The 19480-nt window shown below is 70.9% G+C and carries 16 protein-coding genes; 12 read left to right on the top strand and 4 right to left on the bottom strand.

What is annotated here, in order from left to right; all coding sequences use genetic code 11:
* Nucleotides 1–35: 35 nt before the first annotated feature.
* The 4 genes from NUV38_RS02420 to NUV38_RS02405 all read left to right on the top strand — a co-directional run bounded on the left by NUV38_RS02420 (nucleotide 36) and on the right by NUV38_RS02405 (nucleotide 4264).
* Entirely contained in the window at nucleotides 36–1382 is a 1347-nt protein-coding gene (locus NUV38_RS02420) for a TrkH family potassium uptake protein (RefSeq protein WP_257727589.1), read from the top strand.
* A complete protein-coding gene (locus tag NUV38_RS02415; protein WP_257727588.1) occupies nucleotides 1375–2049 on the top strand; it encodes a TrkA family potassium uptake protein in 675 nt (224 codons plus the stop codon). Before NUV38_RS02420 ends, NUV38_RS02415 begins: the two co-directional genes overlap by 8 nt.
* Nucleotides 2050–2272: 223 nt before the next feature.
* Nucleotides 2273–3988 (top strand): sodium:solute symporter family protein, encoded by a 1716-nt coding sequence (locus NUV38_RS02410; RefSeq protein WP_374625810.1) that lies wholly within the window; start codon nucleotides 2273–2275, stop codon nucleotides 3986–3988.
* Between the two features lie 9 nt (nucleotides 3989–3997).
* On the top strand, nucleotides 3998–4264 hold the full coding sequence (locus NUV38_RS02405; RefSeq protein WP_257727587.1) for a hypothetical protein: 267 nt from the start codon (nucleotides 3998–4000) through the stop codon (nucleotides 4262–4264).
* Between the two features lie 3 nt (nucleotides 4265–4267).
* Here NUV38_RS02405 and NUV38_RS02400 read toward each other — a convergent pair whose 3' ends face one another.
* Nucleotides 4268–4822 carry a 1-acyl-sn-glycerol-3-phosphate acyltransferase gene (locus NUV38_RS02400; RefSeq protein ID WP_257727586.1) on the bottom strand — a complete coding sequence of 185 codons (555 nt, stop codon included), beginning with the start codon at nucleotides 4820–4822 and terminating at the stop codon, nucleotides 4268–4270.
* A gap of 101 nt (nucleotides 4823–4923) precedes the next feature.
* Here NUV38_RS02400 and leuS point away from each other — a divergent pair, with 101 nt between their 5' ends.
* From leuS to NUV38_RS02380, 4 genes are all read left to right on the top strand, one after another.
* A complete protein-coding gene (gene leuS, locus NUV38_RS02395) occupies nucleotides 4924–7725 on the top strand; it encodes a leucine--tRNA ligase (protein ID WP_257727585.1) in 2802 nt (933 codons plus the stop codon).
* Nucleotides 7726–7760: 35 nt separating this feature from the next.
* Nucleotides 7761–8588, top strand: a complete 828-nt coding sequence (locus NUV38_RS02390) for a DegV family protein (protein WP_257727584.1) — start codon at nucleotides 7761–7763, stop codon at nucleotides 8586–8588.
* A gap of 123 nt (nucleotides 8589–8711) precedes the next feature.
* The gene (locus tag NUV38_RS02385) at nucleotides 8712–9545 is read left to right on the top strand and encodes a ComEA family DNA-binding protein (RefSeq protein WP_257727583.1); all 834 of its coding nucleotides are present in this window, start codon (nucleotides 8712–8714) and stop codon (nucleotides 9543–9545) included.
* A 34-nt stretch (nucleotides 9546–9579) separates the two neighbouring features.
* The gene (locus NUV38_RS02380) at nucleotides 9580–11820 is read left to right on the top strand and encodes a DNA internalization-related competence protein ComEC/Rec2 (RefSeq protein WP_257727582.1); all 2241 of its coding nucleotides are present in this window, start codon (nucleotides 9580–9582) and stop codon (nucleotides 11818–11820) included.
* Here the strand turns inward: NUV38_RS02380 and NUV38_RS02375 are convergent.
* A complete protein-coding gene (locus NUV38_RS02375) occupies nucleotides 11805–12620 on the bottom strand; it encodes a DUF1206 domain-containing protein (RefSeq protein ID WP_257727581.1) in 816 nt (271 codons plus the stop codon). The two genes, NUV38_RS02380 and NUV38_RS02375, sit on opposite strands and share 16 nt — an antisense overlap.
* Before the next feature lie 62 nt (nucleotides 12621–12682).
* Between NUV38_RS02375 and holA the strand changes: the two genes are divergently transcribed.
* On the top strand, nucleotides 12683–13654 hold the full coding sequence (gene holA / locus NUV38_RS02370; protein ID WP_257727580.1) for a DNA polymerase III subunit delta: 972 nt from the start codon (nucleotides 12683–12685) through the stop codon (nucleotides 13652–13654).
* 193 nt (nucleotides 13655–13847) lie between these two features.
* Here the strand turns inward: holA and rpsT are convergent, their stop codons facing one another.
* Nucleotides 13848–14108: a 30S ribosomal protein S20 gene (gene rpsT, locus NUV38_RS02365; RefSeq protein WP_257727579.1), complete on the bottom strand. Its 261-nt coding sequence runs from the start codon at nucleotides 14106–14108 to the stop codon at nucleotides 13848–13850.
* A gap of 178 nt (nucleotides 14109–14286) precedes the next feature.
* On the opposite strand from rpsT, the gene NUV38_RS02360 reads away from it, so the two are divergent.
* Together NUV38_RS02360 and lepA are read left to right on the top strand one after the other, a co-directional pair.
* Nucleotides 14287–14628: a hypothetical protein gene (locus NUV38_RS02360; RefSeq protein ID WP_257727578.1), complete on the top strand. Its 342-nt coding sequence runs from the start codon at nucleotides 14287–14289 to the stop codon at nucleotides 14626–14628.
* 82 nt (nucleotides 14629–14710) lie between these two features.
* On the top strand, nucleotides 14711–16579 hold the full coding sequence (gene lepA / locus NUV38_RS02355; RefSeq protein ID WP_257727577.1) for a translation elongation factor 4: 1869 nt from the start codon (nucleotides 14711–14713) through the stop codon (nucleotides 16577–16579).
* An 18-nt stretch (nucleotides 16580–16597) separates the two neighbouring features.
* Here lepA and NUV38_RS02350 read toward each other — a convergent pair whose 3' ends face one another.
* Nucleotides 16598–17836 (bottom strand): NAD(P)/FAD-dependent oxidoreductase, encoded by a 1239-nt coding sequence (locus tag NUV38_RS02350; protein WP_257727576.1) that lies wholly within the window; start codon nucleotides 17834–17836, stop codon nucleotides 16598–16600.
* A gap of 260 nt (nucleotides 17837–18096) precedes the next feature.
* Here NUV38_RS02350 and NUV38_RS02345 point away from each other — a divergent pair, with 260 nt between their 5' ends.
* Nucleotides 18097–19446: a hypothetical protein gene (locus tag NUV38_RS02345; protein ID WP_257727575.1), complete on the top strand. Its 1350-nt coding sequence runs from the start codon at nucleotides 18097–18099 to the stop codon at nucleotides 19444–19446.
* The last annotated feature ends 34 nt before the right edge of the window (nucleotides 19447–19480 follow it).

Here is a 19480-nt window from a genome sequence, read left to right as displayed (position 1 = left end):
CGGCCCAGAGCCTCTGGTAGGGGTACGGTCGTCTGGTGCCACGACCGAGGATCCCGGCTGCCATCGCGCATCCCGTACGGCTGCTGCCGCTCTCGTTCCTCGCTCTGATCCTGCTCGGGACGCTCCTGCTCCTGCTGCCGCACGCCCGCAGCTCCGAGGGTCGCGTCGACCTGGTGGACGCGCTGTTCACCTCGTCCTCCGCGGTCACCGTCACCGGCCTCGCGTCCGTGGACACCTCCACCTACTGGAGCCCGTTCGGCCAGGCGATCATCCTCGTCCTCGTCGAGCTCGGCGGCCTCGGCATCGTCGCCCTGGCCACCGTGCTCGGGTTGTTCATCGGCGGCAGGCTGGGGCTGCGCACCCGCCTCGTCGCGCAGGCCGACATGCACGTCGTCAACATCGGCGAGGTGCGGCCGCTGTTCCGCCGCGTCGCCGTCATGATGTTCGGCTTCCAGGGCGCCGTCGCTGCGGTGCTGACCCTGCGGTACCGGCTGGAGTACTTCGACGACCTGTCCACGGCGCTGTGGCACGGCGTCTTCGACGCCGTCATGTCCTTCAACAACGCCGGCTTCTCGCTCAACAGCGACAGCCTCATCGGGTACGCAGGCGACGGCCTGATCATCCTCCCGATCTGCGGGGCGGTGTTCGTGGGCGCGATGGGCTTCCCGGTGCTGGCCGAGCTGTTCAAGGAGTGGCGGACGCCGGCTCGCTGGACGATCCACACCCGGCTGACCGTGTGGGGATCCATCGCGCTGCTCGTCGTCGGTGCGGCCGTCTTCCTCGCGCTGGAGTGGGCGAACCCGGCGACCCTGGGCCCCATGTCGCTGCACGACAAGATCGTGACCGGCATCGAGGGCGGCATCATGCCGCGATCGGGCGGGCTCAACAGCTTCGACTGGGGTGCGGTGTCGGGGGAGACCCTGACCGTGGGCACGATCCTCATGTTCATCGGCGGTGGCAGCGCGAGCACCGCCGGCGGCATCAAGGTGACCACCTTCCTGCTGCTGGCCTTCGTGATCCTCGCCGAGCTGCGCGGCGACCCGGAGGTGACGGTCGGGAACCGGTCCGTCGGCCCCCGCGTGGTCCGCACGGCGCTCTCGATCGCCCTCATCTCGGTCATGCTCGTCACCTCCACCACGCTCCTGGTCATGCTGCTCACGGACCTGCCCTTCGAGCAGGTCCTGTTCGAGTGCACGTCCGCGTTCGCGACCGCCGGTCTGAGCACCGGCATCACCCCTGATCTGCCGGACAGCGCCAAGCTGGTGCTCACGGTCTTGATGTTCATCGGCCGAGTCGGCACCATTGCGGCTGCGTCGGCCTTCGTCCTGAGGCGGCGCGCACCGCGCTACCACCTTCCCGAGGAGCAACCGATCATTGGCTAAGGCAAAGGACACCCCCACCAACGCACCCGTCATCGTCCTCGGGCTCGGTCGCTTCGGCTCAGCCGTGGCGCGATCGTTGGTGCACCTCGGACACGACGTGCTGGCCGTCGACGAGCGTCCCGAGATCGTCCAGCGGTACGCGAGCGACTTCACCCACGTCGTGGCGGCCGACACCACCGACACCGAGGCGTTGCGGCAGATCGGCGCCGAGCAGTTCGGCGTCGCCGTCGTGGGCATCGGCACCGACATCGAGGCGAGCGTGCTCACGGTGCTGGGCCTGCTGGACCTCGGCGTCAAGGAGGTGTGGGCCAAGGCGATCAGCGGCAAGCACGCCGCGATCCTCGAGCGGGTCGGAGCGACGCACGTGATCCGTCCGGAGTCGCAGATGGGCAAGCGGGTGGCCCACCTGGTCACCGGCACCATGACCGACTTCATCGAGTTCGACGACGGCTTCGCGATCGCCCGGACCAGGGCCCCGGAGTGCACCGTCGACCGGACGCTCACGGACTCCAACGTCCGCCAGAAGTACGGGGTGACCGTCGTCGGGCTGAAGACCCGTGGCGAGGACTTCACCTACGCCAAGGCGGACACGTTCGTGACCACCGGCGACGAGCTCATCGTCTCGGGCCCGACCCCGAAGGTCGAGGCCTACTGCGCCCTCAGCTAGCCCCCTGAGCGGTGACGTCTCCACCGAACGGCGACGTCCGGTGGGCTCTCCACCGTCTCGGCGCCGGGACGGTGGAACGTGCACCGCACCACCCCGGGGCCGCGTTCTCGGTCGAGACGTCGTCGCCGGAGGTGGCCAGGCCCCGACGCGCGCGCAAGCCCGGGCGGGCGTACGGTGCTGCTGGTCCATCTCGTTGCAGAGATGAACCATGAAAGGGGGAGTGGTGCACGCACTCGCAGGACCGTCCTTGGCGGCGGCGGACGGCTCGTTCCGGCTCGACGCGGACTTCTTCGACTACACGATCGTGGCGATCTACTTCGCCGTCGTGCTCGGCATCGGGGTGCTGGCGCGGCGCCAGGTCTCGACGAGCATCGACTTCTTCCTGTCCGGCAGGTCGCTGCCCGCCTGGGTGACGGGGCTCGCGTTCATCGCGGCCAACCTCGGTGCGGTCGAGATCATGGGCATGAGCGCCAACGGCGCCGAGTACGGCATGGCGACCGTGCACTACTTCTGGATCGGCGCGGTGCCCGCGATGCTCTTCCTCGGCGTCGTGATGATGCCGTTCTACTACGGCTCCGGCGTGCGAAGCGTCCCCGAGTTCATGCGTCGCCGCTTCGGCACGGGCGCCCACCTGGTGAACGCCCTGAGCTTCTCGATCGCCCAGCTGCTGATCGCCGGCATCAACCTCTACCTCCTGGCCACGATCGTGAACCGGCTGCTCGGCTGGCCGCTGTGGGTCTCGCTCGTCGCGGCGGCCGCCGTCGTGCTCAGCTACACCGCTCTCGGTGGCCTCTCCGCGGCCATCTACAACGAGGTCCTGCAGTTCTTCGTCATCGTCGCGGCCCTCGTGCCGCTGACGATCATCGCCCTGCACAAGGTGGGTGGCTGGCAGGGCATCGTCGACCAGGTGCAGCCCGGTCCGGAGCAGCTGTCGTCGTGGCCCGGCACCGACCTCACCGGCATCGACGACCCGTTCTGGTCGGTCGTCGGCCTGGTGCTCGGACTCGGCTTCGTGCTGTCGTTCGGCTACTGGACCACGAACTTCGTGGAGGTCCAGCGCGCGATGGCCTCCTCGTCGATGTCGGCCGCCCGGCGGGCGCCGATCATCGGCGCCTTCCCGAAGATGTTTATCCCGTTCATCGTCATCATCCCGGGCATCATCGCGGCGATCGTGGTGCCCGAGCTGGCCTCGCTGAAGTCCGGAGGCGACGCCCAGGGTGCCACCTACAACGACGCGATCCTCCTGCTGATGCGCGACCTGCTGCCCAACGGCATGCTCGGCGTCGCGCTCGCCGGTCTGCTCGCGTCGTTCATGGCGGGCATGGCGGCCAACATCTCGGCGTTCAACACGGTCTTCAGCTACGACCTGTGGCAGCAGTACGTGGTCAAGGACCGCGAGGACGGCTACTACCTCCGGGTCGGCCGACTGGCGACCGTCGGCGCGACGGTGACCGCCATCGGCACCGCGCTGATCGCGTCGAACTACGACAACCTGATGGACTACCTGCAGACGCTCTTCGGGTTCTTCAACGCCCCGCTGTTCGCCACGTTCATCCTCGGCATGTTCTGGAAGCGGATGTCGGCGGCGGCCGGCTGGTCCGGGCTCGTGGCCGGCACGGCCGCAGCGGTGCTGGTGGCCGTCCTCAGCGAGGACGCCCTCGGGCCGTTGAGCCTCGGCGTGATCGGTCTGTCGGGCCAGGGCGCGTCCTTCGTGGCGGCCGGAGCGGCCTTCGCCGTCGACATCGTGGTCAGCGTGGCCGTGACGATGGCGACCGCGGCCAAGCCCGAGAAGGAGCTGGTGGGCCTCGTCTACTCGCTGACGCCGAAGGAGGACCTCGTCGACCCCGACGAGGGCGTGCTTCCCTGGTACCAGTCGCCGGTCAAGCTGGCGGGCATCGGGCTCGCGATCGTCGTCGTCCTCAACGTGATCTTCCGATAGGAGCCGGCCATGGCGGAGAAGCAAACCGCGGGCGCGTTCGACGTCCGCACCCTCATCGGCGGCCTGCTCGGCCTGTACGGGCTGATCCTCACCTGCCTGGGCCTGTTCCGGGCCACGGAGGAGGAGCTGGCCAAGGGCGACGGGCTCAACATCAACCTCTGGGCCGGGATCGGCATGCTGGTGGTCGCGGCGATCTTCCTCGCCTGGGTGCGCCTCAAGCCGCTCGTCGTCCCGACGCCGGCCGACGAGTCCGCCGGCACCTCCGACGGGTCGTAGGGCCTACTCCTCGCGCAGGCGAGGGACGGTGGCGTCGGCGGGCTTGATGCCGAGCTTGTCGGCGTAGAAGGCGCGCACGAGGTCCATGTCGGCCGTCACGTCGCCACTCGGGCTGAACGTCGGGCCGTAGCCCATCGTCTTCGTCGGCGGGTCGAAGAACGCGAGCGTGATCGGCAGGCCGGTCTGCTGCGAGAGCCGGTAGAACCCCGACTTCCAGTACTCGCCCTTGGAGCGGGTTCCCTCGGCCGCGATCACGAGCCGGAAGGGCTCGCCCGACGTGGCCTCGGCGGCCAGGTCGGAGACGACCGTGGCGGCGTTGTCGCGGTCCAGCGGGATGCCTCCGAGCTGCTTGAGCAGCCAGCCGAGCGGGCCCTTGAACAGCTCCTTCTTGACGAGGACGCGCGGGTGGGCGCCGTCGTGCCACATGACGAGCAGCATCGTCACGAAGTCCCAGTTCGAGGTGTGCGGGGCACCGACCAGGATCCCCGAGGGCGGTGTCTTCCCCTTCATCGTGTAGCCCATGCGACGGATCACGAAGCGGGCGAGGCGTTGACGCATGAGGGCGAGCGTAGCGGCGTCCCGGTTCCGGTCCGCCGACCTCCCGCGACGAGGCGGGCTCGGGTGCCGAGCGGTGCGCGGTGCGTCGGTAGCATCGTCCGGTGAGCACCACCGACCGCCCATCGACGTCCAGTCCCGTGACGTCGCACCGCTACACCGCCGCGCTGGCCGCCGAGATCGAGGCGCGCTGGCAGGAGCGGTGGGCCGACGACGGCACCTTCGACGCGCCCAACCCGGTCGGCGACCTGGCCGGGGAGACGGCGGTCTCGGAGTCCACGTACTACCTGATGGACATGTTCCCGTACCCCTCCGGCGCGGGCCTGCACGTGGGACACCCGCTCGGCTACATCGCCACCGACGTCGTGGGCCGGCACCAGCGGATGAAGGGCCGCAACGTGCTGCACACGCTCGGCTACGACGCCTTCGGCCTGCCGGCCGAGCTGCACGCGATCCAGACCGGTGAGCACCCGCGCGCCAACACGCTCGCGAACATCGCGAACATGCGGCGCCAGCTGCGTCGGCTCGGGCTCGCCCACGACTCCCGACGGTCGTTCGCGACGATCGACCCGGACTTCGTGCGCTGGACGCAGTGGATCTTCCTGCAGATCTTCGACTCCTGGTACGACGAGGAGGCCGGGCGGGCACGGCCGATCTCCGAGCTGCGCGAGAAGCTGGGCACCGACGACCCGGCCGTGATCGACCCCCACCGTCTGGCGTACGTCAGCGAGTCGCCGGTCAACTGGTGCCCGGCGCTCGGCACCGTGCTCTCCAACGAGGAGGTTACGGCAGAGGGCCGCAGCGAGCGCGGCAACTTCCCGGTCTTCCAGCGCAACCTGCGCCAGTGGCAGATGCGCATCACGGCCTACGCCGACCGGCTCGTCGACGACCTCGAGCGCGTCGACTGGCCGGAGCCGGTCAAGCTCATGCAGCGCAACTGGATCGGTCGTTCGCACGGTGCCGAGGTCGACTTCGACGTCCCCGCGGTCGAGAACGCCACGATCCGGGTGTTCACGACCCGGCCGGACACCCTGTTCGGCGCCACCTACATGGTGCTGGCGCCGGAGCACGAGCTGGTCGACGCGATCCTGACCGACGAGTGGCCCGACGGCACCGACCCCCGGTGGACCGCCGGCGCGGCGTCCCCGTCGGAGGCCGTGGCGGCGTACCGCCACGCGGCGGCCCGCAAGACCGACGTCGAGCGCCAGGAGAACAAGGACAAGACGGGCGTCTTCACCGGCGCCTTCGCGGTCAACCCGGTGAACGGCGAGCGCGTGCCGGTCTTCGTGGCCGACTACGTGCTCGTGGGCTACGGCACGGGCGCCATCATGGCCGTCCCGGCGCACGACGAGCGCGACTTCGAGTTCGCGACGGCGTTCGGCCTGTCGACCCCTCGGGTCGTCACCGGCGGGGACGACCTGCCCTGGACCGGCGACGGGGTCGCCACGGCCTCGGCCAACGACGAGGTCAGCCTCGACGGACTGGGCGTCGCGGAGGCGAAGTCCCGCATCATCGCCTGGCTGGAGGAGAAGGGTCGCGGCACCGGCACCACCACCTACCGGCTGCGCGACTGGCTGTTCTCGCGCCAGCGCTACTGGGGCGAGCCCTTCCCGATCGTCTTCGACGAGGACGGCCACCCGCACGCCGTGCCCGACCACCTCCTGCCCGTCGAGCTGCCCGACGTGCCCGACTACTCGCCGCGCACGTTCGAGCCCGACGACGTCACGAGCGAGCCGGAGCCCCCGCTCGGCCGCGCGCACGACTGGCTCGACGTCGAGCTCGACCTGGGCGACGGACCGCGCCGGTACCGCCGCGACACCAACACCATGCCCAACTGGGCCGGCTCCAGCTGGTACCAGCTGCGCTACCTCGACCCGCACAACGCCGACGCCCTCGTCGACCCGGCCAACGAGGCCTACTGGATGGGTCCCACGGACGCCAAGGCCACCGGCGGCGTCGACCTCTACGTCGGCGGGGTCGAGCACGCGGTGCTGCACCTGCTCTACGCCCGGTTCTGGCACAAGGTGCTGTTCGACCTGGGGCACGTGAGCAGCGAGGAGCCGTTCCACCGGCTGTTCAACCAGGGCTACATCCAGGCCTACGCCTTCACCGACGCGCGCGGGACCTACGTGCCGGCCGACGCGGTGGTCGAGCACGTGGCCGACGATGGCACCACCACCTACACGTACGAGGGGAGCCCGGTCTCCCGCGAGTACGGGAAGATGGGCAAGAGCCTGAAGAACGTCGTCACGCCCGACGAGATGTACGACGAGTTCGGCGCCGACACGTTCCGGGTCTACGAGATGAGCATGGGCCCGCTCGACCAGTCGCGACCGTGGGAGACGCGCGCCGTCGTCGGCTCGCAGCGGTTCCTCCAGCGCGTGTGGCGCCTGGTCGTCGACGAGGAGTCCGGTGACGTCAAGGCCGACGACACCGAGCCCGACCGCGACACCCTGCGCGCGCTGCACCGGACCATCGACGGCGTCTCGGCCGACATGGACGCGCTGCGGTTCAACACCGCGATCGCCAAGCTGATCGAGCTGACCAACCACCTGACCAAGGCGTCGGTGGCGAGCCGGTCGGTGCTGGAGCCGCTCGTGCTCATGCTCGCGCCGTTCGCCCCGCACGTGACCGAGGAGCTGTGGTCGCTGCTGGGTCACGACACGTCGCTCACGCGGGCCGCCTTCCCCCAGGCCGACCCCGCGCTCCTCGTCGCGGACACCGTCACGTGCGTCGTGCAGGTGCAGGGCAAGGTACGCGCCAAGCTCGACGTCGCGCCCGAGGTCACCGACGACGAGCTCACCGCGCTGGCGCTGGCCGAGGAGAACGTGCAGCGCTCGATCGACGGCCGCGAGGTGCGCAAGGTCATCGTGCGGGCCCCCAAGCTCGTGAACGTGGTCGTGTGAGCGGCGCTGCCGGGAGCCGGCGTCGCATCGCGGTGGTGACCGACTCCACCGCCTCGCTGGACCCCGTCGACGCCGAGCGCGAGGGCATCACGGTGGTCCCGCTCAAGCTGGTCATCGGCGCGTCCACCTTCACCGAGGGGGTCGACGCGACGTCCGACGACGTCGCCTCCGCGCTCAAGGAGTTCGTGCCGGTCAGCACCTCCCGGCCCACGCCCGACGAGTTCGGTGCCGTGTACGAGCGGCTGGCGGCGGAGGGTCACGACGCCGTCGTGTCGGTGCACCTCAGCGCGGAGATCTCCGGCACGTTCGACTCGGCGCAGCTCGCCGCGCGCGAGGCGTCGATCCCGGTCATGTGCGTCGACAGCCGTCAGGTGGGGATCGCCACGGGCTTCGCCGCCGGTCGGGCGGCGCGCGTCGTCCGCGAGGGCGGCGACGAGGCCGCGGCCGTCGGTGCCGCGCTGGCTGCGGGGGAGAGCTCGACCGTGCTCATGTACGTCGACACCCTGGAGTACCTGCGTCGCGGCGGTCGGGTCGGGGCGGCGGCCGCCCTCATCGGGTCGGCGCTCGCGGTCAAGCCGCTGCTCACCCTGCGCGACGGCCTGGTCGAGCCGCTCGAGCGGGTCCGGACGACCAGCAAGGCGGTCGCCCGGCTGGAGGCGCTCACCGTGGAGGCCGCCGAGAAGGCTCAGGACGGCTTCGACATCGGCGTGCAGCACCTGGACAACCCCGAGCTCGCGCAGCAGGTCGCCGATCGTCTGGCCGCCTTGCTCGGCCGCGAGCAGGTGCCGGTCAACGAGGTCGGCGCCGTCATCGGTGCCCACGTCGGACCGGGGATGCTCGCCGTCACCGTCACGCCCCGCTGAGTCCGCCGGTCCGCTCGCGGCGCGGCGTGGCCGTCCACAGGGTCTCCCGACCCTCGTGACGGCTTGTCCACAGCGCTGCGCCGACAGGTGCCGGGCAGCGGCGACGCTGCCTACCGTCGAGGAGTGAGCACACCACGTCCAGCACCGCCCCAGGAGACCCGGGCCGAGGTCGCCCGACGTCGGCTCGCCCAGCTCACCGCGTCGTTCGAGGCCACCCACCCGGACGACCCGTTCGACCGGCTGGTGGGTGGCTCCACCTCGGTGGACCACGACGAGGAGCACGAGGCCACGGCCGCGTCACGCGGTGGCGGACGGCGACGAGCCGCCGCTCCGCGTCGTCCGCGGGGACTGCACGGCAGCCACCTGCGGATGGCCACCACCGCCGCCGTGGCGGCCGGGGTGCTGCTGACCTGGTGGCTGGTGGCCGAGCGCCCCCGCACGTCCGACGTCGATCGTCCGCTCCAGGTGTCGGCGCGCGCGGATGCGACCGGCGACACTCCCGCCGAGGGAGCGGCATCAGATGCCTCGGCCGAGGTGGTCGTCGACGTCGCGGGCAAGGTGCGTGACCCCGGGATCGTCACCCTGCCTGCCGGGTCCAGGGTGTTCGAGGCGATCGAGAAGGCGGGCGGCATCGAGGGCACGCTGGAGGAGCCCACCATCAACCTGGCCCGGCAGCTCGTCGACGGCGAGCAGATCCTCGTCGGCGTCGAGCCTGCGGACCCGGCTGCCGCCGGTGCCACGACAGGCGCGGGCGGGGCCGGCGGGGGAGCGGTCGACCTCAACAGTGCCACCCTCGAGCAGCTCGACGCCCTGCCCGGGGTCGGCCCGGTGACGGCGCAGTCGATCCTCGACTGGCGGCAGGAGAACGGCCGGTTCACCACCGTCGACGACCTCCTCGACGTGTCCGGCATCGGCGAGAAGACCCTCGAGGACCTGCGCGACCGCGTGACGGTGTGAGCGGTCGGCGCCGACCGGGCGGCCGGATCCGCTGATGGACCTCCGTCTGGTGCCGGCCGCCGTGACCGTCTGGGCCGTGGCGGCCTGGGCCGTCGGGGCAGGACCGGTGGCCGTCCTGGTCGTCGCGGTCGTCTCGGTGGTCGTGGGTGGGGCGGCTGCTGGTCGGTTCCGTGCACTGGCCCTCGTCGCGGTCGCGGTGGCGGCGGTGGCAGCGTCGGCCGCGTGGCGCCTCGGCGACGTCCGAGCGACGCCGGTGGCCGAGCTGGCGGCGTCGCGCGAGCGTGTCACGGTGCAGGCCCAGGTGGTCCGGGACGGTCGGGTCTTCGAGTCGGTCGGGAGCCAGGGGACCGTGGTCGGTCTGCTGGTGCTGCGGGTCGAGGACCGTCATGGGCGGGTGCACGGCGTCCGGGACCCGGTCACGGCGTTCCTGCGTGACGCGCACGAGGACCTCGTCGTCGGTCGTCGGCTCGTGCTCCGGGGGCGGCTCGGACCGCCCGGTGACCACCGCGACACGGCCACGCTCCAGGTGACGCAGCGGTCGGTGGTCCAGGGTGCGGCGTGGTGGTGGTCGGCGTCCGAGCGGGTCCGCGCCGGCGTGCGAGGCTCGGTCGACCACATGCCTCCGGCGCCGTCGGCGCTCGTCCCTGCGCTCGTCGTCGGAGACGACGCCGCCCTGCCCGAGCGGGTGGAGGAGGAGTTCCGCCGCACCGGCCTCACGCACCTGCTCGCCGTCTCCGGCACCAACCTGACGATCGTGCTCGCCATGGTGCTGGCCGTCGCCCGCGCCGGGCGTGCGCCACCGCGGCTGCTGCTGGTGATCGGGCTGCTGGGCGTCGTGGGCTTCGTGCTGCTGGCCCGGCCGGAGCCCAGCGTGCTGCGGGCGGCGGGGATGGGTGTCGTCGGGCTCGCTGCGCTGGGTCTGGGGTCGCGAGGCGGGATCCGAGCGTTGTGCGTCGCGGTCGTCGCGCTGCTGTTCTGCGACCCGTGGCTCTCCAGAGCCGTCGGGTTCGTGCTCTCGGTGTGTGCGACCGCGGGCATCCTGCTGCTGGCGCCACCCTTCGTGCGCGCGCTGGAGCGCTGGCTGCCGCGGTGGGCGGCGATCGCCGTCGCCGTGCCGCTGGCAGCCCAGGCGGCCTGCACGCCGGTCATCGCAGCCATCTCGGCCGAGGTCTCGATCGTGGCCGTGGTGGCGAACGTGCTGGCGGCGCCCGTGGTCGCGCCGGCGACGGTCCTCGGGCTGCTGGCCGGTCTCGCGGACCTGGTGTCCCCGGCCGTCGCGTCGGTGCTCGGCACGGGTGCTGCGGCGTGCGCGGGATGGATCGTGCTGGTCGCGCACCACGCCGCGTCGCTCCCTGGGGCGAGCCTGGCCTGGTCACGCCCGTGGTGGTCGCTGCTCGTCCTCGTGCCGGTGGCCCTGTGGTGGGGGTGGCGCGCCGCGCCGCATCCGGTGCTGGTCGTCGGGCTGTGCCTGGGGCTCGCGGTGGCCATGGTCCGCCCACCGAGCCCTGGTTGGCCGCCTCCGGGCTGGGTGATGGTGGCGTGCGACGTGGGTCAGGGGGACGCGACGGTGATCCGGTCCGGTCGCGACGAGGCGGTGGTGGTCGACGCCGGCATGGCGCCGGCCGACGTGGACCGGTGCCTGCGTGGCCTCGGGGTGCGGCGGGTGCCGGCGCTGGTGCTCACCCACGGGGACGCCGACCACGTGGGTGGTCGCTCCGGGGTCGCTGCCGGGCGCGACCTCGGCGTGGTGCTCGTGGGCCGTCCCGGTGTCGGGGTCGAGGGGGTGCCGTCGCGCACCCTCGCACGCGGGGACCGGTTCACGGTGGGGGACGTGACGGCCCACGTCCTGTGGCCGCGGGCCGCGCCTGCCGACAGCGCCCGCGCGCGTGCGGACCTCGACCGCAACGGTGCGAGCGTGGTGCTGCGGGTGCGTGTGCGTGGCGTGGTGCTCATGCTCACGGGAGACGTGGGGGAGGTCGAGCAGGATCGTCTCGCCCGGTCGGGCACCGACCTGCGTGCCGATGTTCTCAAGGTCGCCCACCACGGGAGCGCCGACACCTCGTCCCGGTTCACCGAGGCGGTCGGTGCCTCGGTGGCGACGATCTCGGTCGGTGCGGACAACGACTACGGCCATCCCACCGCCGCCGCCCTGCGGATGCTGCGGGACGCCGGCACGCTGGCGCACCGCACCGACGAGGAGGGTGACGTCGCGGTGGTCGTGCGCGACGGCAGGCTGTCGGTCGTCGCTCGGGGGAGCGGTCAGCGGTCGAGGTAGCGCGCCCGGGCCAGGCACCAGACACCGTAGAGGCCGATCCCGATGGCGATGAGACCGAGCAGCCACGGCCCGAACGGCTGCTGCAGGACGGTGTGCAGAGCCTCGTCGAGGCCGCCCGAGCGGTCGGCGTCGCGGGTCAGGGCGGCGAAGCAGAACAGTCCGCCGACGATCGCGATCGAGACGCCCTTGGCCAGGTGACCGGCGGTGCCGAGGCGCAGGAGGACGTCGCCCGAGGTGCCGCTGAGTCCCTCCGGCTTCAGGTGGTCGCGGTGCTGCTCACTCAGCCCGCGCCAGGCGGTCCAGGCTCCGTAGCCGATGACCGCCAGGCCGACGATCCCCACGAGCACCGCGCCTGCCGGGAGCGACAGCAGGCGAGCCGTCCACGTCTCGTTGCCCGAGCCGCCGGAGCCGGAACCGGAACCGGTGGCGACCTGCGCTGCGCTCCAGCCCACGACGCCGTAGATGACGGCCTTCAGCAGGTCGGCCGCACGGTGCGCCCAGAGGGTGGCGCCGTCGTCCTGACGGTGGTCGAGGGCGGCCTCGAGCACGCGCCACAGCACCAGTACCGCCATGCCGGCCACGACCAGCCACAGGATCGTTCGACCGAACGGTTGCTGCGCGAGCTCGGCCAGGGCCCCCTTGGTGTCGGCCTTGCCGCTCGGGTCGCCGAGGGCCAGCTGGAGGGCGAGGAAGGCCACCACGAGGTGCACGAGTCCATACGCCACGAAGCCGAAGCGGACCAGGTGGTCCACCCACGCGTCGTCGGCGTGGGCGGCGACGTCGTCGGTGTCGATCGGCATGGCGCGAGCGTACGCCTGCGTCGGGCGGACGGCCTGTCGTCGGCGGACACTAGGGTGGTCCCGTGGCGTCGCCGTTCGGGAAGATCCTGCTCATCACGGGCAGCGCGGAGTACCTGTCCGACCGCACCCGTGCGCGAGCCGTGGCGGCGATCAAGGCCGAGGACCCGCAGTGCGACGTCGCGACCGCCACGTCCGGCGGGCTGGGTGCGGGCGAGATCTCGGGGCTGACCAGCCCGTCGTTGTTCAGCAGCGTCAGCGGGCTCGTGCTCACCGAGCTGCAGGACCTGCCCGACGTCGCCCAGGGCGAGCTGCTCGCGTACGCCGCCGACCCGAGCCCCGACGTCGCGGTCGTCCTCGTCCACGGGGGTGGCCAGAAGGGCAAGGGCCTGCTCGACAAGCTACGCGCCCAGTCGTCGGTGCACGAGGTCAAGCACGAGGCTCCCAAGTACGAGCGCGACCATGCGCGCTGGGTGGCCACGGAGCTGCGCGAGCTGGGCACCCGCATCGACGAGGAGGCGGCCACGCTCCTCGTCGCGGCCGTCGGGCAGGACCTGCGCGCCCTGGCCGGCGCCGCCGACCAGCTCGCCGCCACGCTCGACTCCGGCACCGAGGTCACCGTCGAGGTCGTGCGGCGCTACTTCGGCGGTCGGGCCGACGTCCGTGGCTACGAGATCGCCGACGCCGCCATCGACGGACGTATCAACGTGGCGCTCGAGCAGGCGCGCTGGGCCGAGACCGCCAAGGTCGCCCCGGTGCTGGTCACCAGCGCGCTCGCCACCGGCCTGCGCCAGCTCGCCCGCCTCGCCGACGCCCCACCGCGGCTGGGTGAGGGGGAGCTCGCCCGTCACGTCGGCGCGCCCCCGTTCAAGATCCGCGTGCTGCGTCGACAGCTGCAGGGGTGGGACGCGACCGGCCTGGCCCGCGCTCTCGACGCGGTCGCCCAGGCCGACCTCGACGTCAAGGGTGGCGCGGCCGAGCCCGCCTACGCGGTCGAGCGCATGGTCCTGCAGGTCGCTGCCGCCCGACGGCGCTGACGTCGAGCGGTCAGCGTGCCGGAGGTGGATGACGCACCGAATCACATGGCTCGCGGTAGGTGTGACACCTTTCGAAGCCGCTGATGGGTGCCAGGCCTACCTCCGACGGCCGGCATCCGCGGGGCCCAGGTGCCCGAGAACGACGAAGGCCCCCGGGATCACCGGGGGCCTTCGTGCACGCTGGGACGCTGCGTCAGAGCGAGGCGGCCTTCTTGGCGATCGACGACTTGCGGTTCGCGGCCTGGTTCTTGTGGATGACGCCCTTGCTGGCGGCCTTATCGAGCTTCTTGCCGGCGTCGGCGGCGAGGACCTTGGCCTGCTCGGCGTCGCCGGACTCGACCGCGGCGTGGAAGCGGCGCACAGCCGTCTTCAGCGCGGAACGCACCGACTTGTTGCGCTCGCGCGCCTCCTCGTTCTGGCGGTTCCGCTTGATCTGCGACTTGATGTTCGCCACGTGGCTGACCTGTCTCTCGTGCGTGATGGGGAGTGGTGCAAGTGTGAGGGCGCACCCGTGGGCACGCGACCGCTCACACTACCAGCGTCGGGCGGCCGGACCCAAATCGCCTGGGCAGGCCGGGCCGAGGGGTCGCGTGTCGACGACGGACCGACCGCGAACCCTTACGATCCGAGGCATGCAGACGCTCTACAACGTGCTCGTGGTGCTCCACATCATCAGCTGGGTCGTGGCCCTCGTCAGCTACGCGTCGGTCGTCCGACGGCCGCAGATCACGCCCTGGATCGCCCACGGCGTCGGCGCCGCGTTCGTCCTCGGCATCGCCCTCACCGGCATCGCCTCGGCCAGTGACGCCGTCGCGGACCCGAACAACGCCAAGGTCGGCGTGAAGCTCCTGGTCGCCCTCGTCGCCGTCGGCCTGGCCCACGGAACGCGTCGGCGGCCGTCCCCGAATCCCGTGGCTCACGTCGTCGCCGCGCTCATCGTCGTGAACGTCGCGATCGCCTACCTCTGGACGTGAGCCGCTCCGGTCCACCGCGCCGGGTGGTCGCTCCGACGGGTGTGGTCGGCGGCCTGGCCGAAGATGGGAGGATGGACCCATCATGACGAGCTCCACGACGCCGGGCACGGCGCCCCAGCCGGGATCGACCGACCCGGCCCTCCTGCGCAACTTCTGCATCATCGCGCACATCGACCACGGCAAGTCGACGCTGGCCGACCGCATGCTGCAGATCACGGGGGTCGTCGACGAGCGGGCCGCGCGAGCCCAGTACCTCGACCGCATGGACATCGAGCGTGAGCGTGGCATCACGATCAAGAGCCAGGCCGTGCGCATGCCGTTCACCAAGTCCGACGGCGACGACGCCGGTCGCCACTACGTGCTGAACATGATCGACACGCCGGGCCACGTGGACTTCACCTACGAGGTCAGCCGCTCGCTGGAGGCCTGCGAGGGCGCGATCCTCCTGGTCGACGCCGCCCAGGGCATCGAGGCGCAGACGCTGGCGAACCTCTACCTGGCGATGGACGCGGACCTGCACATCATCCCGGTCCTCAACAAGATCGACCTGCCGGGCGCGCAGCCGGAGAAGTACGCCGAGGAGATCGCCGGCATCATCGGCGGCGACCCCGACGACGTGCTCCGGGTCTCGGCCAAGACGGGGGAGGGCGTCGAGGCCCTGCTCAACCTCATTGTCGACGAGGTGCCGCCGCCCGTCGGCGACGCCGACGGCCCTCCGCGCGCCCTGATCTTCGACTCCGTCTACGACACCTACCGCGGCGTCATCACGTACGTCCGCGTGGTCGACGGCAAGCTCAGCCACCGCGACAAGATCAAGATGATGTCCACCGGCGCGGTGCACGAGATGCTCGAGGTGGGCGTCATCAGCCCCGAGGCCGTGAAGGCCGACCACCTCGGCGTCGGAGAGGTCGGCTACCTCATCACGGGCGTGAAGGAGGTCCGGCAGTCGCGGGTGGGCGACACCGTCACGTCGAACAGCCACGGTGCCGAGGAGCCCCTGGGTGGTTACGCCCACCCGAACCCCATGGTCTTCTCGGGTCTCTACCCGATCGACGGCGACGACTTCTCCACGCTGCGCGAAGCCCTCGAGAAGCTGCAGCTCAACGACGCCGCGCTCGTGTACGAGCCGGAGTCCTCGGGCGCGCTCGGCTTCGGGTTCCGCATCGGCTTCCTCGGCCTGCTGCACCTGGAGATCGTCCGTGAGCGCCTGGAGCGCGAGTTCGACCTCGACCTGATCTCGACGGCCCCCAACGTCGTCTACCGCGTGGTGATGGAGGACGGTCGCGAGATCGTGGTGACTAACCCGAGCGAGTACCCCGCGGACGGCAAGATCGCGTCGGTGCACGAGCCGGTGGTCTCGGCCACGATCCTGGCGCCGAGCGAGTACATCGGCGTGATCATGGAGCTGTGCCAGGCCCGGCGCGGCCAGCTCGGCGGCATGGACTACCTGTCCGAGGATCGCGTGGAGATCCGCTACACGCTGCCCATGGGCGAGATCATGTTCGACTTCTTCGACGCCCTCAAGAGCCGCACGAAGGGCTACGCGTCGCTCAACTACGAGGTGTCCGGCGAGCAGAAGGCCGACCTCGTGAAGGTCGACATCATGCTGCAGGGCGAGATCGTCGACGCCTTCAGTGCGATCGTCCACCGCGACTCCGCCTACGCGTACGGCGTGATGCTGGCCGGCAAGCTCAAGGAGCTCATCCCGCGCCAGCAGTTCGAGGTGCCCATCCAGGCCGCGATCGGTGCCCGCATCATCGCCCGCGAGAACATCCGCGCCATGCGCAAGGACGTGCTCGCCAAGTGCTACGGCGGCGACATCAGCCGCAAGCGCAAGCTGCTGGAGAAGCAGAAGGAGGGCAAGAAGCGGATGAAGAACATCGGCCGCGTCGAGGTCCCCCAGGAGGCGTTCATCGCCGCCCTCTCCACCGGGGACTCCACCCCGAAGTAGTCCACCGCTTCTTCGGGATCAGCGCGCTCGGAGGGCTGCGGCCACCTCGACGGCGGTCTGCGCTCCCGAGGTCAGCGCGCCCTGGATCGACGGCGTCTCACGGTGGTCGCCGCACACGAAGACACCGCCGCCGACGTCGGCGGAGCGCTGCAGCCGCAACGGCGGCGCGGCTCTCGGCAGCGCCCGGACCACGTCGTGGCGCACCAGCAGGTCCCACGTGCCGACGTCGGTGCGCCACAGGCGGGCCGCCTGCGTCAGCGCCGCTGCGTCGGAGAGACCAGCCCCCGCGAGCGCGGTGACCTGCACCAGGTCGCGCCCCGGTGGGGCGTAGCCGGGAGCGGCCGCCGAGACGACGGCGGTGTTGACCACGGGCCCCCGCTCGCCGTCGACGACCAGCAGACGGTCCTGCGGCATGCCGGCGGGTGCACTGAACCACCACGTCACGAGCCCGCCCACGGGAGGCACCTCGGGCGCCACCCCCAGCGCGGCCGCGTCGTGGACGTCGGTGGCGACGACGACGGCGCGGGCCTCGATCGAGCCGGACCCCGTGCGGACCGTGGAGCCTTGCGGACCGCGGTCGACGCCCACCACCCGCACGCCCGTCTCGGCCGGGCGTCGCAGTCCGGCGGCGAGCTGGGCGGGCAGGGCGCGCATGCCGTCGCCCGGTACGGCAGGGGTGCCGAGCAGGAACCACCGGACCAGCAGCCGTGCGTACCGGGACGAGGTGTCGCCGGTGTCGTCGGCCAGGACACCGGCCAGGAAGGGCTCCAGCACCTGCCGGCGCAGTGGCCCGCGCACCCCGGCGGAGTCGAGGGACTGTGCCAGGGTGTCGTCGGCCCGGCTCATGATGCGCTTCTCGCCGCCCAGGATCGGGGCTGCCCAGCGCGCGAGGGCCGCCAGCTCTCGCGGATGCAGCAGACCGCTGCGCAGCGTGGAGGCGAGGAGCGCGGGCTCGCGGCGCGGGTCGCCGAGGGTCGCGACCGAGGATCCGCGGCGGACCCGCACCCCGGCCGCGAACGGCTTCAGGTCCAGCGCCTCGACGTCGACCAGGTCGCGCAGAGCAGGGTAGGCCGGGTTGAGCAGCTGGAAGCCGACGTCGCAGAGGTGGCCGTCGACGACGTCGGTGCACACGCGCCCACCGACCGTGCCCGAAGCCTCCAGCAGTCGTGCATCGATGCCCATGCGCTGTAGCCGTGTCGCGCACGCCAGCCCGGCGAGTCCCGCTCCCACCACCACCACGTCAGTCCGCTCTGCCATGGACCCACGATCCCACCCCTGCTCGGGTCCGGCAGGGTTCGTCGCCTGGCCCGCCCTGCTGCTGGCCGTTATCCATGGCAGCACACCGCCCGCTCCGCAGAAGACTGCGCCGAGTGACACCGTTGTCGCCTCATCGGTCGAGCCGGCCGGGTCGATCGCGCAGTCCGTCGTGCTCAACTTTGCGCCGTGCTGCTCGGACTGACCCGAAGGAACCGGACATTGTTCTAGGGTGCTGTGCACGACGACGGCGGAGGATCACGGTGAGCGAAGAGTCCTGGCATGAGGCGCGCTTGATTCCGACATCGGGGATCAACGGAGCACAAGAGCAGGAGCGACGGGCGACGTCCGCACTGCCCGCCGTGCTCAGCATCGTCCCTGACTACAGTCGATCGTTGCTGGGGAAGCTCGGCGCTCCGGCTGGCGGCCTCGCGGCGTACATCGAAGTTCCCTTCGAGCTCGACGGCTCACGTGTGTACCCAGACGGCCTGATCCGCATCAAGGGCCGGGCTGGGCGTCAGTGGACTGCGCTCGTGGAAGTGAAGACAGGCAAGAACGTCCTTGAGACCAACCAGCTCGAGAACTACCTCGACGTTGCGCGGGCTGAGGGCTTCGATGCGCTCATCACCATCAGCAACGAGATTCCGCCGACCCCCGGGCAGCATCCGACTGCCGTGGACAAGCGGAAGCTCCGCAAGGTAGTGATGCACCACCTTCCGTGGTCTGTGGTCCTCTCCACCGCGATCATGCAGAAGGAGCACCGCGGCGTTTCGGATCCGGAGCAGGCCTGGATCCTTGGCGAGCTCATCCGGTACCTCGAGCACGAACGCTCTGGAGCACTGGATCTCGACGACATGGGATCCAACTGGGTGTCTGTCAGGGAGTCGGTGCTCGCCGGGACCCTCAAGGCGAACGACAAAGCGGCGCCAGAGGTGACCTCGCGCTTCGATGCCTTGTTGAGGTACGCCGGGCTTCGTCTGGGGCAACAGCTCGGGACCGACGTCAACCAGGTACTGACGCGCGCAGAGATCGCCGATCCGTCGATCCGAACGACCGAACTGGTGAAGTCGCTTGCCTCCGAAGGAGTCATGACCGGTGCCATCAGGATCCCGCACGTGGTCGGCGACATCGTGGTGACCGCTGATGTTCGAGCAGGGAAGCTCCAGTGCCACGTCGATGTCGACGCACCACGGGACGGGCGGGCCCTCACTCGGGTCAACTGGTTGCTGAGGCAGCTCAAGCACGCTCCCGATGACACGCGGATCGAGGTGTTCGTCGCTCGATCTCGGGCGAGCACGGCTGCAGAGCTGCTGATCCACGCTCGTGAGAACCCCAAGATGCTGGTCCTTGATCCGCAGAAGGAGATCAAGTCCTTCCGAGTGGCCTGCTCTGCCAAAGCCGGCACGAAGCGAGGTCGAGGCCGGGGCGCATTCATCGACAGCGTCATCGACCTGGTGGACGAGTTCTACGGAGAGGTGCTTCAGCACCTCAAGGCCTGGTCAGCGGCGCCACCGAAGCTGCGACAGGCCGAGGAGCCTCCGGAGCTGCCGGCTTCGCTCTCGTCGACGGCATTGTCGTCACAGGATGGCCCGGAGCCACCGGATCCCGCTTGATGTGGAGTGGACTCGAACGGGTGAGACTGCCTGA

Origin of the sequence: Aeromicrobium sp. 50.2.37, from assembly GCF_024655735.1 — a bacterium.
Lineage (GTDB): Bacteria > Actinomycetota > Actinomycetes > Propionibacteriales > Nocardioidaceae > Aeromicrobium.
The sequence above is the reverse complement of the archived record's forward strand: the minus strand, read 5'-3'. Positions and strand labels throughout refer to the sequence as shown.